The following is a 17,752-nucleotide window of genomic DNA, read 5'->3' on the forward strand; positions in this document are numbered from 1 at the left end:
TATGAAAATAAGAGGCTGTTCAAAGGTTTTCCGTACTTTTGGGCAGCCTCACCCCGTTAAAAGGACGATACTTTATGTATCGTCCTTTTTGTATAAAAAAACATCCAATCAATTGGGAGATTGATTGGATGTGAAAAAATTATTAATAATTTTTTTTGCGTTTTGTAGCCAAAATACTTAATAATCCAGCTAGTAGAAGAAGGATACCTACTGTTTGTGTAGGGTCTTCTTTATGACCTGTATTTGGAAGGTGTTTATCCGTATTTCGATCATCTTGCTGTTTGTTATCTGTTTTATTCGATGTTTCTTCGGAAGTTCCGTTTTCGTGTTTCTCAGATATTTCATTGCCTTTGTTTTCTTCTTTATTTGGAGGAGTAACTGGCTTGTCATCTCCACCTGAAGAAGATTCAATTTTTTTATTTGAAACTGTAATTTGTAGTGGCGTAGCTTGGGCTTTATCAATTGTAAAGTTTATTGGTGATGCATCTAATTGATAGCCTTTAGGAGCCTTTGTTTCTACTAATTGATAAGTACCAGGTTTCAAATCATTTACGATTACTTTTCCGTGTTGATCTGTTTTTAAACCTTCTCGGATAACTTTTCCATCTTGGTCTAAAATATTGAAAATGGCACCTTCAAGTGTTCCATGGTGATCAATATCAACTTTAGTTAACTCAATTGAACCTGTTGTTAAACTATTTAAGGCTGTAACAGAGGTAACCTGAGATTGTCCTTTCGTAATTATGAAAGGAATTGGTTTAACGTTTAAATCATAGCCAGTTGGAGCTTTCGTTTCAATGAACTGATAGTCACCTGGACGTAAATTAGAAACAGAAATCTTACCATCTTTATCAGTAGTTAAGTCGGTGCGAACGTCTTTGCCGTTCATATCCACAATTTTAAAGATAGCCCCTTTAAGAGTAGTGCCATCGATGTCATCAACTTTAATTAATTCAACTGCACCTTTCGTTAAGCTATTCGTAGCAGTAACAGAAGCTTTAGCAGTTTGACTCTTTTCAATAGTAAACTTGATAGGATTTTGATTTAAGTCATAATGCTTAGGAGCTTTCGTTTCAATGAACTGATAATCTCCCGGACGTAAATCAGAAACAGAAATCTTACCATCTTTATCAGTAGTTAGATCAGAACGAACATCCTTGCCGTCCATATCTACAATTTTAAAGATAGCCCCTTCAAGAGTAGTACCATCGATGTCATCAACTTTAGTTAATTCAACTGCGCCTTTAGTTAAGCTGTTAGTAGCAGTAACAGAGGCGATTTTTTCTTGGCCTTTTTTAACTGTGAACTTAATAGGTGTGTCGTTTAAGTCATAGTGTTCAGGAGCTTTTGTTTCAATAAACTCATAGTCTCCTGGTGGTAATTCATCCACAACTAAACGGCCGTTTTTATCAGTAGTTAAATCGGTACGAACATCGTGTCCATCCTTATTAACAATTTTAAATACTGCACCTTCAAGTGTTGTGTTTTGCTTGGCATCATCAACTTTAATTAACTCCACACTACCTTTCGTTAAGCTATTAATAGCTGTAACGAAGACATGCTTTGTTTGACTTCTTTCGATTGTGAACTTAATTGGTTCTTCATTTAAGTCGTAATGTTTAGGAGCTTTCGTTTCAATAAATTGATAGTCTCCTGGTTGTAGGTCTTTCGCGATGATTTTACCATCTTTATTTGTAACTAAATTCGTACGAATGTCGTTACCATTCATATCAGTAATTTTAAATACCGCACCTTCTAGCATCTCTTTCTTATCTACAGAGTCAATTTTCGTTAATTCCACGCCACCTTTTGTTAGGCCGTTCTTAGCAGTAACAGAAGCGTGAGTTAGTTGACTTCTCTCGATAGTGAAATCGATAGGTGTTTTATTTAAATCGTAATCTTTCGGAGCTTTCGTTTCAATGAACTGATAATCTCCCGGACGTAAATCAGAAACAGAAATCTTTCCATCTTTATCAGTAGTTAAATCAGAACGAACAATTTTACCCTTCGCATCGATGATGTTAAACACTGCATCAGAAAGTTTTGTATCTGGATTTATATCATCCACTTTTATTAATTCTACAGTACCCTCAGTTAAGCTATTTGTAGCAGTAACTTGGAGCTTTTCTTTTTGGCTTTTCTTAATTGTAAACTTAATAGGTGTACTATCTAATTTATAGTGTTCAGGAGCTTTCGTTTCAACAAACTGATAGTCCCCAGGACGTAAGTCAGAAACAGAAATTTTTCCATGTACATCTGTTGTAAGCTCAGTGCGAATGTCGTTACCATTCATATCAGTAATTTTAAATATCGCATCTTTAAGAGCAGTACCATCTACATCATCTACTTTAGAAAGTTCCACAGCGCCTTTCGTTAAGCTATTTGTAGCTGTAACGGAGATAGGATCAGCTTGGCTCTTTGTGATTGTGAATGGAATTGGCTCTTTGTTTAAATCATAGTGTTTCGGAGCCGTTGTCTCGATGAATTGATAATCACCAGGACGTAGGTCAGAAATGCTAATTTTACCTTGTTGATTCGTAACAAGATCTTTGCGAATTACAGTGCCATTCATATCCACAATTTTAAATACTGCGCCTTCAAGAGTAGTGCCATCGACATCATCCACTTTAGAAAGTTCCACGCCACCTTTTGTTAAACTATTTTTCATAGTAACGGTAGCAATATCTTTCTGGCTTTTTTCAATTGCAAATATAATTGGTTTTTTGTCTAAATCATAGTGTTCAGGAGCCGTTATTTCAACGAATTGATACGTACCAGGACGTAAGTTTTCGATAACGATTTTACCTTCACTGTTTGTTTTTAAATCTGTTTTAAGTACTTTGCCATCTTGATCTAGTAAATTAAATACCGCATCGGCAAGTTTTGTTTGAGTGTTTAAATCATCAACTTTAAGTAATTCGATACTACCTTGTTTTAAGCCATTTGTAGCAGTTAAAGAAATAACTTTCTTCTGTCCTTTTTCAATAGTGAATTTGATTGGTGTTTCATCTAAAACGTAATGCTTAGGAGCTTTCGTTTCGATAAATTGGTAATCACCAGGACGTAGGTCGTTAATTTCGATTATTCCTTGTTCATTTGTAACAAGGTCTTTATGAACTACATCACCGTTCATATTAACAATTTTAAATACTGCATCTTTAAGAACAGTGCCATCAACATCGTCTACTTTAGAAAGTTTAACTGCACCCTTTGTTAAAGCGTTTGTAGCAGTGATATGAAGAGTTTCAGTTTGGCTCTTTTTAATTGTAAATACGATAGGTTTTTTATCTAAATCGTAATGTTCAGGAGCAATTGTTTCAACGAATTGATACGTACCAGGACGTAGATTTTCAACAACAATTTTACCTTCATCATTTGTTTTTAAGCCTTCTTCAACTAGCTCCCCGTCTGCATCTAATAAATTAAATACGGCGTTAGCAAGTTTTGTATTCATATCAATATCGTCAATCTTTGTTAGTTCAACGCTACCTTTTTTCAAAGCATTTTTGCCTGTAACATTGATCTCTTTCGTTTGACTTCTTTCAATTGTAAATGGAATCGTTGTTTCATCTAATACATAGTGCTCAGGAGCAATTGTTTCAATGAACTGATAGTCTCCAGGGCGTAAATCAGAAACAGAAATTTTACCGTTTTTATCTGTAACAAGATTCGTATGAACTTCCTTACCATTCATATCAACAATCTTAAAGATTGCACCTTCGAGCATCGTACGATCGATGTCATCAATTTTTGTTAATGTTACTGCACCTTTCTTTAAACTGTTAGTAGCAGTAACAGTAATATTCTCTTTTTGACTTTTTTCGATAGTAAACGGAATAGAGTCTTTGCTTAAGCTATAGTCTTTTGGAGCTTTTACTTCAACAAATTGATAGTCTCCAGGACGTAAATCAGAAGCAGTAATTTTACCGTTTTTATCAGTCGTTAAACCTTTGCGAATTACCTTTTTAGTATCATGAGCGTCAACGATTATAAATTCTGCACCTTCAAGAGTAGTGCCATCAACATCATCAACTTTTGTTAAAGTGACGCCACCTGTAAGTAAACTATTTTTTACAGTAACAGGGATAGGAAGATCTTCCTTACTACCTTTTTTAATTGTGAACTTAATAGGTGTTTTGTCTAATTTATAATGTTCAGGGGCTTTTGTTTCGATAAATTGATAATCCCCTGGTGCTAAATCAGGAATAACTAATACTCCGTAATCATCTGTTGTTAAATCTTTCATAATTTCTTTGCCAGTTGCGTCTTGCAATGTGAATACAGCGCCGGCAAGAGCTTTACTACTTTCCACATCATCTTCTTTAATCAGTTTAACTTTTCCTTTCGTTAAACTATTTTTAAATGTAAGTGGAAGAAGTTTTTGTTGTCCTTTTTCGATTGTAAATTCAATTGGTTCTACATTTACATCGTAATAAGTTGGAGCCTTTGTTTCGATAAGTTTATAGTTACCAGGACGTAAGTCATCTACAACTAGCATTCCTTTACTATTCGTAACAAGGTCCGTACGAACATCTTCATTAGTATCTCTATTAACGATTTTAAATACTGCACCTTCAAGTGTTTCCTTTTCATCTGCAGCATTCACTTTTGTTAACTCAATACCGCCTTTTGTTAAGCTGTTTTTAGCGGTAACAGTAGCCTGAGTTGTTTGACTTTCTGTAATCGTAAATTTAATTGGTTTTGTATTTTTGTCGTAATACTTCGGTGCTGTTACTTCGATAAATTTATAATCGCCAGGGCGTAAGCCAGTAGCGATAGCTTTACCATCCGCACCAGTTTTTACATTTTCGCGAATAACTTTCTTTTCATCATTTGCATCAACAATTTTAAATACAGCACCTTCAAGAGCTGTACCATCGATATCATCAACTTTTGTTAATTCAACATCTCCTGGTTTTAAAGCATTTTCAGCTTTCACAAGTAGAGTTTCTTTCTGACTTCTATCGATTGTAAATTCAATAGGTTCTGCTCGTAAAACGTAATGTTCAGGAGCAGCTATTTCAATAAATTTATACGTACCAGGACGTAGGTTACTAACTTTAACTTTACCGTGTTTATCAGTAGTTAAGTTAGTGTGAGGGGAAACGTCATTATTATTTGTATCGACAAGTTTGAATACAGCACCTTCTAGTGGTTTTTTCTCACCAAACTCATCAACTTTTAATAATTCAACCTCGCCCGTTTTTAAGCTGTTATTTGCCGTAACAGTAGCAAGAGCTTGTTGGCTTTTATCAATTGTAAACTCGATAGGGTTTGTACTTAACGTATAATCCTTAGGAGCTTCTGTTTCGATAAATTTATAAACACCAGGCTCTAGATCTTTAACGGTAACTTTTCCATCTGAACCTGTTTTTATATTTTCACGAATTACTTGTTTCTCGTCATTCGCATCGACAATTTTAAATACAGCACCTTCAAGGGCAGTGCCATCGACATCATCGACTTTTGTTAAAGTGACACCACCTTTAATGAGGTGATTCGTCGCAGTAACAGTAACTGCTTTCTTTTGACTTTTTATAATTGTAAACTCAATTGGTTTTTTATCTATGTCGTAATCTTTAGGTGCTTTTTCTTCGACAAATTGATAGTCTCCAGGGCGTAAATCTTTTGCTTCGATTTGTCCTTGATCATTTGTCGTTAATTTTTCATATCCACGAATTACTTTGTTATATCGATCGCGTACACTGAACTCCGCACCTGCTAAAGTTTTTCCATCTTTATCGAATTTTGTTAAAATGGCCGATCCTGGAATCAAACTGTTTATTGCAGTTCGGTTTATTACTGTTGTTTGATCTTCTTTGATTGTGAATTGAATAGGTGTACTGTCTAATTTATAATGCTCAGGAGCAGTTGTTTCTTGTAAGTAGTAAGTTCCTGGTTTTAAATTATCTACAGTAATTTGTCCTTGATCATTTGTTGTTAATTTTTCGTGTTCTGAAATTATTTTTTTGTCTTTATCAAGTAGTGTGAAAACGGCACCTTGCAGTGTGACGTTTTTATTCAGGTCATCAGACTTTGTTAAAATTACTTTACCGACAAACTTCTTATTTGCAAGTTTATATGTTGTAGTCTCTTGTGTACCAAGTTCAACAATTTTCCCTTGTTTTAAATCCCAGCTAATTACATAGCCTTCAGGAGCCTTTGTTTCTTTTAATAAATATTTATCGCGTTTTAAATTATTAAATTTAGCGATACCGTCTTTGTCTGTTGTAATTTTACGGATAACAGTTTTACCTGTACGATCGTATAAAGTAAATTCTGCCCCAGCTAATAGTGCGTTCTTATTGTCGTTATCTACCTTTATAATTTCAAGGTTTCCACGGCCTTTAGTAGCAGATCCTCCGCCTGAACCAGAAGACATTCTCACTTCAATCGTTTCAGTAGTTTCTGTGTTTTTAACTGTCAACTTATTGCCTGTGATTTTCGCTTTATTACTTACTTTTTCTTTATCGTCTGCATTAATAAGTGAGCGATATTCTAAAATATAAGCTCGATCAACTTTTTTCAAGAAGGCAATTTCGAAATGTTGCTTTCCGGTATTATTGTCTGTTGTTATTTTGAGTTTATAGTCTGTTCCTTCTTTTAATTCGTTTACTGTATCTTTTGTTAAATTTCCATATGGATCAACAGTTGTAGGATATAAGTGGAATGAATCTTCCACAATTACCTGATTTTCGGTTGGGTCATCTGTTACAACGGCATCTGCAATGGTTGATTGGCTTTCGTTAATTGCGATACTCCAATTAATATAGTTGTCGTCTTGCACAGCTTTTTTAGTAACGAAGCTACCACCTTTATTTACTTGAGTGTCACCTGTAAGGGTGTTTACGATTTTAGAGCCATCTTTTAAATCTGCCTCGTTTTTGTAGGTGCCTTGGATAAGTTCACCATCAAGGCTTGTTTTAAAGATAATATAGTAAGGTGAATTAATTGATTGTTTGAAATGAACCTTTAGGGTGTTTTTATTTTTCTCTGTAGGTTCTTCAAGTTCATATTTCTCAGTTGGTACAGCATTACCAGGTTGTGCATTATCAGGATTTCCATTTAGAATCATATCGCGCACTTCAATGGATCCAGGCACTAATTTTTGTTTATCTTGTATTACGTCTATAACATAAGGATCTTTAATCTCAACATTATTATAGTTAAAGCCTATTATCCAAGTAATTTCCTTCGTTTGGGCGTTATAAGAACCGTATTTATAACCATTTGCCTTTGTGAAAGTATCAGGATCGAAATTAGCTTCAACTTTATTTGATTGTGGATTAGAATCCGTATCTATCCAAGAAAGGTTACCTGTATTTTTAAATGAAGTTTTACCACTTTCTAGCTTTGTATAATCAAAGTCTGTCGTATATTTTACGACTAATGTCTTTGTCATATTAGACTGATACGTACCTATAAGAGTAATTTTGAAGCCTTTATCTGTTACATCTAAAACATAGTCAGTCCCAGCTTGAAGGGTATAATTTCCGTCTTTAATTTCTAGTTTCTTATCTTTTAATTGTAATCCACCATGATCAAAGGTGTCCGTAATAATCGCGTTGCTTAATGGATAGTTGTTATTATTTACTATAATTGTCCAAGTTGTTGTTTTGTCTTTATAATTTGTTTCAGCTTTATTATTAGATTTAATAATATTTTGCTGCTTGAAGCTAGCTTCATTTTCTTTACTTGAATCATTATCAGCTGTAACTTTATTTTTTACTTTTCCATCTTCTATAACTTTATTAGTTGGCTTGGTTTTATAGGTAATCACATAAGCACTATTAATATCATCATTAAACTGTAAATCGAATCCATTCTTCTTGTTACTTACAGTGTAATTATTAACAGCGTCTCCTGTTACAAGCGTTCCTTTTTCATTATATGAAGCGTTTTTTACAACAATAGAATTTGCATCTAGTTCGTGTGTATCGTCAAAAATATCTTTTAAAATCGCATCTGCTTTTTTGATCTCTCTTTGATCACCATTGTAAGTAATTGTCCACTCAATTGTTTGCGTCTTTGGATCATATTTACTTGTTTTATTTAAGTGTGTACCACGAGAAACCGTTACAGTAGAACTTGCGTTTTGTTGCTTTTGATTATCACTCGTTATCGTAACGTTATTTCGGAAACTTTTAATATTTTCATCAGTAATTTTTGTGGCATATTCGATTTGATATGCTTTATTGATAGAATCTTTGAAAGCAATCTCCAATTTTGAGCCATCTGATGAAATAATATTGTAATCTGTTGGCTCAGCTTCTGCACCACGCGTTACATTCCCATTAACATCAACTTCTAAATAATAAACTTTAATAGAATCTTTATTTAAGCTTGTACCCTGTGGAATGTTATCTTTAAAAACAGCGTTTTTAAGGGTGTCTTTCGTTTTGTTCATCTCTACTTTCCAATTAATTTCATTTGTATTAATTGGTCTATCAGGTAAACCCTTTTTATTCGTAGCTGTTTGTACATTAGGCTTAAAGTCAACTGTAATAGAAACATCCTTATCTTTAATCGGGAAAGGAATTTCTTGTGTTGTTGTACCTTTAATTTCAGCTTTATTAAATTCTGTCTTTAATTGTAGGTTACCAGCAACATCTGGATGCTCTTCAACATAATCGTTGAATGTCATCGTGACTTTTCCATCTTTTGTAACAGTAAAATTACCAATTTGATGGTTTTCACTATCATATAAAGGACTGTTAATTGTATTGTAAATCTTAAAATGTTTAGGAAGATCAAAAATATAGTAATCTCCATTTTTCACATTCATTGATTTTAAAAGTTCCCATGTAAACTCAATATTGGCAGGGGAATCTGTGCTTGGACGGTTATCCTCTGTAAATGGTTTTCCGTCTTTATCCGTCAATTTTACACTGGTTAAAATGTTTGTTGTTATTTGCTTTGGACCTGAATTTGTATTCTCAGCAGGGTCGCTTGATAGCTTTTGTTCTGGATTGTCAGTAGCAATTTTAGCTGCTGGGTTTTGTTCCGGATTATCAGTGGCAGTTTTAGCTGCTGGGTTTTGTTCCGGATTATCGGTAACAGTTTTAGTTGCTGGGTTTTGTTCCGGATTATCAGTGGCAGTTTTAGCTGCTGGGTTTTGTTCCGGATTATCAGTAACAGTTTTAGTTGCTGGATCTTGCTCCGGATTGTCAGTAACAGGTTTAGTTACTGGATCTTGCGCTTGTTTATTAGTATCCTGTTTGGTGCCATCTTCTTTAGAGTTTTCTACTTGAACAGGAACTGATATAGGCTGAACCATTGTTCCTAAAGGAAAAGCGATTTGAACTGATTTTTCCCCAGGTTTTAAAGTTGAGTTAAACACGGTATCAACTTTAATTTTTCCTTTAGCGTCTTTCAAATTTTCTACTTGATCATTAAATATTAATTTTAATTTATTATCTTTAGCTGTTATAAAATATTGACCAATATTTTTTTGATCTGTTACTAAATCCCCTTGCAAATCTTTAGATACTTTTAATGCAAGTGGTATTTGAACTACTGCTGTATCATTTGCGTGTGCAACTTGTTGATCTTTTATTGACCAAGCGTATTCTACTTGAATGGTTGATCCTATCTTTATTAAATTGTTAGGATTTTTTGATTCGTCAATAATATGATTCGTTGCATCTTTCATTTCAACAGTGTCAAATAAGGAATCTCCTGTTAAGGTTTCCGCTCTTACTTGATTGTATGGAAAACTAGCAAGTTGCGAAAATAGTACGAATACAATTAAACATACATTAAAAAGTTTTTTCATTTTTCCTCCTCTGAACATTCATTTGTCCATTGGGGACTTATTCCACATGAACAAATGGAATATTAAAAGTATTTGTTATAAGCTATTTATTTTTGTTATCCCTCCGTTTCTATACGCGTTCTCAGACAAACAGAATTATGTTCAAAGCAATATTATTTAACGTAAAACAAAATGTATATTTACACAGTTCTATGGAAATATACACAATTCGACAAAAAATGTCGAAAAAAATACTGATATAAATAATGATATCAGACCTTTATATGTGAGATAGTTTTCATGTATATCTAGTAAAAAAGAATGGTTATAAAGGTAAGTTTTACGATACATACTAACCAAGGTAGTGTATCCCTTTGTGAAGGCTTATTTTTGCCTTAAAGTTATGTGGAAATAAAAATCTAGATAGGGTTGGTTTTGGTCAGAATGAAGACAATATGTACTTTGAAAATAGTCATTTATTTTGTCTAAAGAGAGTTGTGCGACTAGTGGACCGAAGTTGAAAGGTGATAGTTTCTTACATTGTTAGAGAAATATAAGGATTACAGAATATTCGACTAACACGTTACTACGGTCATTTTTGAGCCTGTTTAAACAATAAGAAAGAAGGTGTTTTACTCCTTAGTTACAATATCTTTTTAGTAAAGATAAGCTTAAGTAACCTCCGCTAAAGATTATATACTTAAATGATAAAGAGTTCAACAATGGTTCACATATTTTCCCAAAAATAAAAACGGCTGTTTTATGTGGAATAAATCTACAAAACAGCCGTTTTTGGTATTAGATTTCTGTTAAGATTATTGGCTCGCCGCGTGTTACGACAACAGTATGTTCACATTGTGCAACAAGACTTTTATCAGGTGTAACGAATGTCCAACCGTCGTCACCACGTTCAATAATATGATCAGCTTTCATAGAGATGAACGGTTCTACAGCGATAACAAGACCGTCTTTTAGAAGCGCATTATCCATTGGATCATAGTAACTTAAAATGTGATTTGGTGCTTCATGTAAGCTAAGACCAATGCCGTGACCAGTTAAGTTTTGAATAACATTGTATCCACTTTTATGTGCGAAGTTTGAAACAGCACGACCAATTTGATTTTGTTTTGAGCCAGCTCTAACCTTTTTCATTGCTGCCCAAAATGCATCAACTGCTGCTTGGCAAAGTTTTTCTTTTGCCTCGTCTTCTCCAAGAACAAATGAAATGCCTGTATCTGCATAATAGCCATCAAGTGCAGCAGATACATCGACGTTTACTAAGTCGCCTTCTTTTAATACACGATCTCCTGGAATACCATGAGCAACTTCCTCATTTACACTAATGCAAGTTACACCTGGGAAATCATATTCTTTTTCAGGTGCAGAAATAGCACCATGCTCATCTAATATTTTTTTACCGATCAAATCAAGCTCTTTCGTTGTCATACCTGGCTTCGCTTGTTTTTTCATTTCTTCACGTGCAAGCGCAACGATGCGGCCGATTTTTCGTAAGCCTTCTAAATCTTGTTCATTACGAATAATCATGAAAACCACTGTCCTTCCTCGAATATATATCTTATCCGATTGTATCATGTTTATTTTCGTCCTGCTACTCGCTTGCGGTATGCGGGTTGATTCCTCTCATAAAGAATACATGACAATTGTCATATCGATGTCATGACGCATCATACTGTTTCCTAAGTTTTCCAAGTAATACAATGTAAATATAAGAAACAGCGGGGGTGGAGAGATGGAAAAGATTATTGAAGTAAATGGTGTTTCTAAAACATTTAAACATAAAAACGCAGTAAATAATGTTTCATTTCATGTAAATAAAGGGGAAATAGTAGCGTTACTTGGTCCGAATGGTGCGGGGAAAACAACGACGATGTCGATGATGCTTGGATTAAAGGACCCAACAGAAGGTAAGGTCTTTATATTTGGAAAGAGTCCAAAGCATAGAGATGTTCGTCATAGCCTCGGTGCGATGCTGCAAGAAGTAAGTGTCATTGATAGTATTACGGTGGAAGAGGCAATTGAGTTATTCCGTAGTTATTATACGAATCCTATAGCGAAAGAAACGTTACTGCAGTTATCAAATTTAGAATCAGAGCGAAAGCAAAGATGTGAGAAGTTATCAGGTGGGCAAAAAAGAAGGTTAAACTTTGCGCTTGCACTTGCGGGAAATCCAGATTTGTTATTTTTAGATGAGCCGACAGTCGGAATGGATATTACGTCTCGAAGAACGTTTTGGGAAACGATTCGAAAGTTAGCAAGTGAAGGGAAAACGATTATTTTAACGACGCATTATTTAGAAGAAGCAGATGCTTTAGCAAATCGTATCTTATTATTTGCGAACGGAAAGATTATCGCAGATGGTACACCAGACGAAATGAAAGCAACAATTTCGAGAAAAACAATCACATTTTACTCAAAGGAAAGCATTCCTACAAAATTACTAAAGGAATTACCAAATGTAACAGAAGTAAAGTCAAACGAAGGACGCTTCATTTTAACAACGGAGGATACGGATGCAACTTTAAAAGCCATTTATCAAAGGAGTTTACCTGTAACAGATGTTTCAGTTGAACGTGGAAGTCTTGATGAGGCATTTGAACAATTCGTTGCAAATCAGAAGGAGGAAATCGCATGAGAGCGTTATGGATGCAGTGCAAAATAGAAATTTTACGTACATTCCGCAATAAATTATTTATCTTTTTCTCATTATTAATGCCTGTTATGTTTTACTACATTTTCACAAATGTTGTTCAAGTACCACAAAACGGAGATGCGTGGAAAGCACACTATTTAATTTCGATGGCAACTTTCAGTATTGTAGGGACTGCACTCTTTAGTTTCGGTGTGAGACTTTCTCAGGAAAGAGGGCAAGGATGGACACATCTTCTAAAAATTACACCGCTTCCAGAGGGAGCATATTTAACAGCAAAAATTATCGCTCAAACAGTAGTAAATGCTTTTTCAATATTAGTTATCTTTATTGCAGGGATACTAATTAATCATGTTGAGTTAACGGTAGGGCAATGGATAGGTGCGGGGTTATGGTTATTGTTAGGGGTAACACCATTTTTAGCGTTAGGAACAGTAATAGGTTCCATTAAGAAGGCGGACGCAGCTGCTGGCTTAGCAAATATTTTAAATATGAGTTTAGCTATAGTTGGCGGGTTGTGGATGCCGATTGAAGTATTCCCAAAAATATTAAGAACGATTGGTGAATGGACACCGACATACCATTTCGGAAGTGGTGCGTGGGATATTGTAGCTGGAAAATCAATTGGATGGGAAAATATCGCGGTATTAGGAGGTTATTTCCTTATATTTGTTGTAGTATCAATATATATAAGAAAAAGACAGGAAGCGGTATAAATGATAGAGAAGAAGAGGATTGAGATTTTTCCGAAACATATGGGATTTTTTCCGTACATGTGGTTTGTTTATCTATTATTTCCAATTTATCACTTAGCACAAGCATCAGGATGGAAGCTTGTGCTAGGAAGCAGTATGTTGATACTTTTTATTATCACATACCGTCAGCTATATTTTGTTCAGAAGACGTTTATTTTATGGGCATGCATTCAAATGATACTCATCTTTTTATTTGCTTTATTTTATAATCCTTTTATGATATTTTTTGGCTTTTTCACAGCAAGTGCGATGGGATTTGCGCCAAATAAGAAAGTATTTCGAGTGCTGTTATGCTCGTTAGTTATAATGCTTGGAGCATTTTTATTTGTAAATATGAATCAACTAACAACTACAAGTTTAGTAAATATCGTTCCGATGTTTATCTTAATGCTTCTTACGCCATTTGGTATGCGTAATTTTAATCAGAAAAAGATGTTAAGAAATCAATTAGATGAGGCGAACGAGCAAATTAAAGATTTAGTAAAACGTGAAGAACGGCAGCGAATTGCAAGAGATCTTCATGACACATTAGGGCATACCTTATCTCTTATTACTTTAAAAAGCCAGCTCGTTGAGAAGTTAATTGTGAAAAATCCAGAGCGTGCAAGTGCGGAAGCGAAGGAAATTACACAAACTTCTCGTACCGCCTTAAAACAGCTTAGAGAATTAATTTCTGATATGCGTATGATTACGGTAGAAGAAGAGCTAGAGCAAATAAAAGCGATCTTACAAGCAGCTAATATTGAATTAGAAGTGAGGCAAGAAGCAAGATCGAGCTCGTTATCACCAATTGAACAAAATATTGTCGGGATGTGTTTACGTGAGGCCGTTACAAATGTTGTAAAACATAGTAAGGCAACGCGGTGCGCAGTTTCTGTATTAGAATCACAAGGTGAACTGATTTTGAAAGTAGAAGATAACGGAATCGGTTTAACAGATCAAAATCATGATGGAAATGGTATTCGCGGTATGAAAGAACGAATTGCTCTTATTGATGGATTTGTTGAACTAGGTACAATCAATCCAGGGACGTTATTAACGGTAAAAGTTCCAGTTGTTATTAGAACAGGAAAAGATGAGGTGAGGGCATGATTCGAATTATTATTGCAGAAGACCAGCGGATGCTTCGTGGTGCATTAGGGGCCCTGCTTGATCTAGAAGATGATATCGAAGTAATTGGGCAAGCTGCGAACGGGGAAGAGGCGTTAAAATTAATTGAATCGTTAAAGCCAGATGTAAGTATTATGGATATTGAAATGCCGATTCAAAGTGGATTGGATGTCGCTGAGACTTTAAAGAAAGAAAAATCATCATGCAAAGTAATGATTTTAACAACATTTGCACGGCCGGGATATTTTGAAAGAGCAATGAAAGCTGGTGTGCACGGCTATTTATTAAAGGATAGCCCAAGTGAAGATTTAGCGGCAGCAATTCGTAATGTAATGAAGGGGAAACGAGAGGTCTCCCAAGATTTAATGTTTGGCTTATGGCAGGAGCAAAATCCGTTGTCAGATCGCGAAAAGGAAGTACTGTTGCTTGCGAAAGAAGGAAAGACGGCAAACGAAATTGCGAAGGCACTTTATCTTTCGCCGGGTACAGTACGTAATTATATTTCTGAAGTATTAGCGAAGCTTGATGCGAAAAATAGAATTGAGGCAATTACAATTGCGGAAGAAAAGGGTTGGATATAAAAAGAAGGTTATCTATGAGAGGTAACCTTCTTTTTATAATTATTGTACTTCTATTACTTGATTTACTTTTTGTAACGGTTTGTAACCGTGTGCTTCAAATGCCTTTGCAAATTCATTTGATACGGCAGTGCCATATAAATCTTTTGAAGCTTGTACGATATGAGATTGAAGTGATTCAAAGTCTTCAGCGGAAGTTGCATAATTTTGCAATGCACGCATAACAACTTTACTTACTTTTTCATTTCCTTGTTTTTGAACAGCAATACCGTTATATGTTTTACCTTCAGCTAATTGATATAATACGTGACTGATAATACCAGAATTCACGTGTGATTCTTGATTATTACCATCGTTATAGAAATCTTGTAAATTTGTATATAGTTTATGACCGCCGTCACCAATTTCCCTTGGGATATCACGAATTGTTAGGCCACCTAATGTATCGCCCATAATCCAGTTTCCTTTATCTTTCTTTACGTAATATTCGATTTGTGTACCCCAGAAATCCGCTAATCCCTCGTTTAGTGCAGATGTTTCAGCGCTTGGATATCTCACAACTTTATTTTTCGTCGTGCCACTGAATACAGCATGTCCAAATTCATGAGCTGTTACATCAAGAGCGGATGTTAGTTTTCCGTCTAAACCATCACCAAATACCATTTGGTTCCAAGCGGGATGCCAAAATGCATTTACATAGTCTTCTTTTACACCATCACTAACTTCAGTAGAATCAAAACCGTGTACACTAGCAACAACTTTTGAATCTTTATTGTCGTAACTTTTTAGATTATGTTCTTTCTTAAAGTAATCGTAAATATCACTCATGTTCTTCATAGCGCCCGCGGCTTCTTTATCTGCAAAATTAGGAGTACTACTTGAAATTAGTGTCCCTGGATAACCAGCTTGACTATATCCTCCAAGGGAATCGGCGTAGTTTGCATTATAAATATAAATACCATTTCCGCGTGATAAATCCGCTAAATAAAATTTTCCATCAGTTCCTTTGGCAATATTGAAAGAGATGTTTTCTTGAAGTGCATTTTTCCCAGTTCCTTGCTCACTTGTAGGGGATAATCTAGGTGATGTTACTTGATTTATAGTCTTATTCTCTTTGTTTTTAATGAATTTTTCTTGAAAAAGTACTTCGCCAGTTTTTAAATCAACGATAGCATTGCCGTTTATAATTTGTTCATTGTTTTCATAAGTAAATGTAATAACAGTTGCGAATGTATAATAGCCATCTTTTTTCTTATAAACAACGGTTTCGCTAGAGAATTCAGTCTCAACTGCATCGCTTGGAATTTGAACTATATCGCGTAATTTAGATTTTACTTCATTTTTCGACAAAAAATTTGTTATAGTAAGATTAGGTTGTTGATTTAAATTTTGAATAACTTTACCACTAACAGTTGTGATCACTCCATTTTTATCTACTTTTACAATGAGATCTTGGCCATATACTTTATAGTTTTTATATGTTTGTGCAAGGCGAACTTCGGTTTGATTTTCTTTGGTTTCTTTATTGGTAGGTTGGAAATCTACATTTTTTTCAGTAGTGACTTGTTCTTGTTGAGCTTTCGCCCCATTTACCTCACCTTTTAAATACTTTTTAGCAATATTTTCTTTCGTATCATTTTGAGGTTGTGTTAATTTCCCGATTGTTAAACCAGGCTGAGCAATTTCAACTTTGACTGCACTTTTGTCTAATTCTTGAGCATGAATAGCTTCTGTTGATAAAGGGCAAAGAAGACCGAATGTAACGAAAGCACTAGCAAGTTTTCTATAATTCATCTATAACACTCCTAATCTATTATTGTATGTGAGATGAATTGTATGAAAAATTTGCCGAATTTTATATATATTATGCATTATTTCATATCAAAAATTGTCGAATTCACATTATTGTAGTGGTATGACAACTTAACAAATTAGATTGTTATAATGGGATGGTGAGTAAGTATGCACGCAGAGAAATTAGGAAGTGAAATTAAGAAAATTAGAGTGTTGAGAGGATTAACACAAAAACAGTTATCCGAGAACATATGTCATCAATCGGAAGTGAGCAGAATTGAATCGGGTGCGGTATACCCAAGTATGGATATATTGCAAGGTATTGCAGCAAAGTTACAAGTTCCCATTATTCATTTTTATGAGGTACTCATTTATTCCGATATTGAGAGGAAAAAGCAGTTAAAAGATCAAATCATTATGCTTTGTAAGCAAAAGAAATATAAAGAAATTTATAATAAAGTATGGAATGAGTTGAAAAAGGAAGAATATCATCCTGAGTTTCAGCAATTTCTTCAATGGCAATATCATGTAGCAGCGTATGTATTGAAGAAAAGTGATTATGAATATTGCATTTTAGAATTGAAAAAATTATTAAATCAACAATTAACTGGGATTGATGTGTACCAAAATCTTTATATAGAGAATGCAATTGCAAATATTTATGCTGAAAATGGTTACTTTAAGAAGGGCATGGAGTTATTTGAAGGTATATTAAAGCAATTAGAGGCATTACCTGAAAATAAAGAGTTTGATGTGAAGGTAAGACATAATTATGCGAAAACATTATACTTAGATAATCAATATGAAGAGGCTCTTTATCAAATAAATAAAGCTATTGAAATATCGTGTCGAATTAATAGTATGGCATTGATTGGGCAGCTATACTATCAAAAAGGTGAATGTTTAGAAAAGCTAGGCTACGATGAGGTAGAGAGTGAAGAAGCTTATGAAAAAGCTTATTTCTTTTTTGATATACTAGAAATGCATACGTATAAAGAAAAGTTTATGAAAAAAATGACGAAATAAAATAACGCAAAAACTAAATATGCATAATTGCATAATGTATGGATAAATTTTCATGATATATTAAAAG

The 17,752-nt window shown here is 34.4% G+C and carries 8 protein-coding genes; 5 read left to right on the forward strand and 3 right to left on the reverse strand.

Annotation, left to right across the window (positions count from 1 at the left end):
* Positions 1-142: 142 nt before the first annotated feature.
* Both ACTFRU_RS18355 and map read right to left on the reverse strand, forming a co-directional pair.
* Entirely contained in the window at positions 143-9,775 is a 9,633-nt protein-coding gene (locus tag ACTFRU_RS18355) for a SpaA isopeptide-forming pilin-related protein (RefSeq protein ID WP_440037743.1), read from the reverse strand.
* A gap of 777 nt (positions 9,776-10,552) precedes the next feature.
* The gene (gene map, locus ACTFRU_RS18360; RefSeq protein WP_100617878.1) at positions 10,553-11,347 is read right to left on the reverse strand and encodes a type I methionyl aminopeptidase; all 795 of its coding nucleotides are present in this window, start codon (positions 11,345-11,347) and stop codon (positions 10,553-10,555) included.
* 157 nt (positions 11,348-11,504) lie between these two features.
* On the opposite strand from map, the gene ACTFRU_RS18365 reads away from it, so the two are divergent.
* Genes ACTFRU_RS18365 through ACTFRU_RS18380 form a run of 4 tightly spaced genes read left to right on the forward strand, consistent with a single transcriptional unit; the run spans position 11,505 to position 14,868 of the window.
* Positions 11,505-12,407, forward strand: a complete 903-nt coding sequence (locus ACTFRU_RS18365) for an ABC transporter ATP-binding protein (protein WP_440037744.1) — start codon at positions 11,505-11,507, stop codon at positions 12,405-12,407.
* Positions 12,404-13,138, forward strand: coding sequence for an ABC transporter permease (locus tag ACTFRU_RS18370; RefSeq protein WP_001202431.1), 735 nt, complete (start codon positions 12,404-12,406; stop codon positions 13,136-13,138). The genes ACTFRU_RS18365 and ACTFRU_RS18370 overlap by 4 nt, the downstream gene beginning before the upstream one ends.
* Complete coding sequence (locus ACTFRU_RS18375) at positions 13,139-14,269, forward strand: sensor histidine kinase (RefSeq protein ID WP_000570615.1); 1,131 nt, start codon at positions 13,139-13,141, stop codon at positions 14,267-14,269.
* Positions 14,266-14,868, forward strand: a complete 603-nt coding sequence (locus ACTFRU_RS18380; protein WP_000619259.1) for a response regulator transcription factor — start codon at positions 14,266-14,268, stop codon at positions 14,866-14,868. Before ACTFRU_RS18375 ends, ACTFRU_RS18380 begins: the two co-directional genes overlap by 4 nt.
* 39 nt (positions 14,869-14,907) lie before the next feature.
* Here the strand turns inward: ACTFRU_RS18380 and ACTFRU_RS18385 are convergent, their stop codons facing one another.
* The gene (locus ACTFRU_RS18385) at positions 14,908-16,659 is read right to left on the reverse strand and encodes a M4 family metallopeptidase (protein ID WP_440037745.1); all 1,752 of its coding nucleotides are present in this window, start codon (positions 16,657-16,659) and stop codon (positions 14,908-14,910) included.
* Positions 16,660-16,827: 168 nt separating this feature from the next.
* Between ACTFRU_RS18385 and ACTFRU_RS18390 the strand changes: the two genes are divergently transcribed.
* Complete coding sequence (locus tag ACTFRU_RS18390; protein ID WP_000542908.1) at positions 16,828-17,685, forward strand: helix-turn-helix domain-containing protein; 858 nt, start codon at positions 16,828-16,830, stop codon at positions 17,683-17,685.
* Positions 17,686-17,752 lie beyond the last annotated feature (67 nt).

The organism is Bacillus cereus group sp. MYBK220-1 (assembly GCF_051916445.1).
GTDB classification, from domain to species: domain Bacteria; phylum Bacillota; class Bacilli; order Bacillales; family Bacillaceae_G; genus Bacillus_A; species Bacillus_A cereus.

What these genes read in the sequence shown, in the direction of transcription:
- ACTFRU_RS18365 (WP_440037744.1), top strand. Translation starts at nt 11,505, where the DNA reads ATGGAAAAGATTATTGAAGTAAATGGTGTTTCTAAAACATTTAAACAT.
- ACTFRU_RS18380 (WP_000619259.1), top strand. Translation starts at nt 14,266, where the DNA reads ATGATTCGAATTATTATTGCAGAAGACCAGCGGATGCTTCGTGGTGCA.
- ACTFRU_RS18370 (WP_001202431.1), top strand. Translation starts at nt 12,404, where the DNA reads ATGAGAGCGTTATGGATGCAGTGCAAAATAGAAATTTTACGTACATTC.
- ACTFRU_RS18355 (WP_440037743.1), bottom strand. Translation starts at nt 9,775, where the DNA reads ATGAAAAAACTTTTTAATGTATGTTTAATTGTATTCGTACTATTTTCG.
- ACTFRU_RS18375 (WP_000570615.1), top strand. Translation starts at nt 13,139, where the DNA reads ATGATAGAGAAGAAGAGGATTGAGATTTTTCCGAAACATATGGGATTT.
- map (WP_100617878.1), bottom strand. Translation starts at nt 11,347, where the DNA reads ATGATACAATCGGATAAGATATATATTCGAGGAAGGACAGTGGTTTTC.
- ACTFRU_RS18385 (WP_440037745.1), bottom strand. Translation starts at nt 16,659, where the DNA reads ATGAATTATAGAAAACTTGCTAGTGCTTTCGTTACATTCGGTCTTCTT.
- ACTFRU_RS18390 (WP_000542908.1), top strand. Translation starts at nt 16,828, where the DNA reads ATGCACGCAGAGAAATTAGGAAGTGAAATTAAGAAAATTAGAGTGTTG.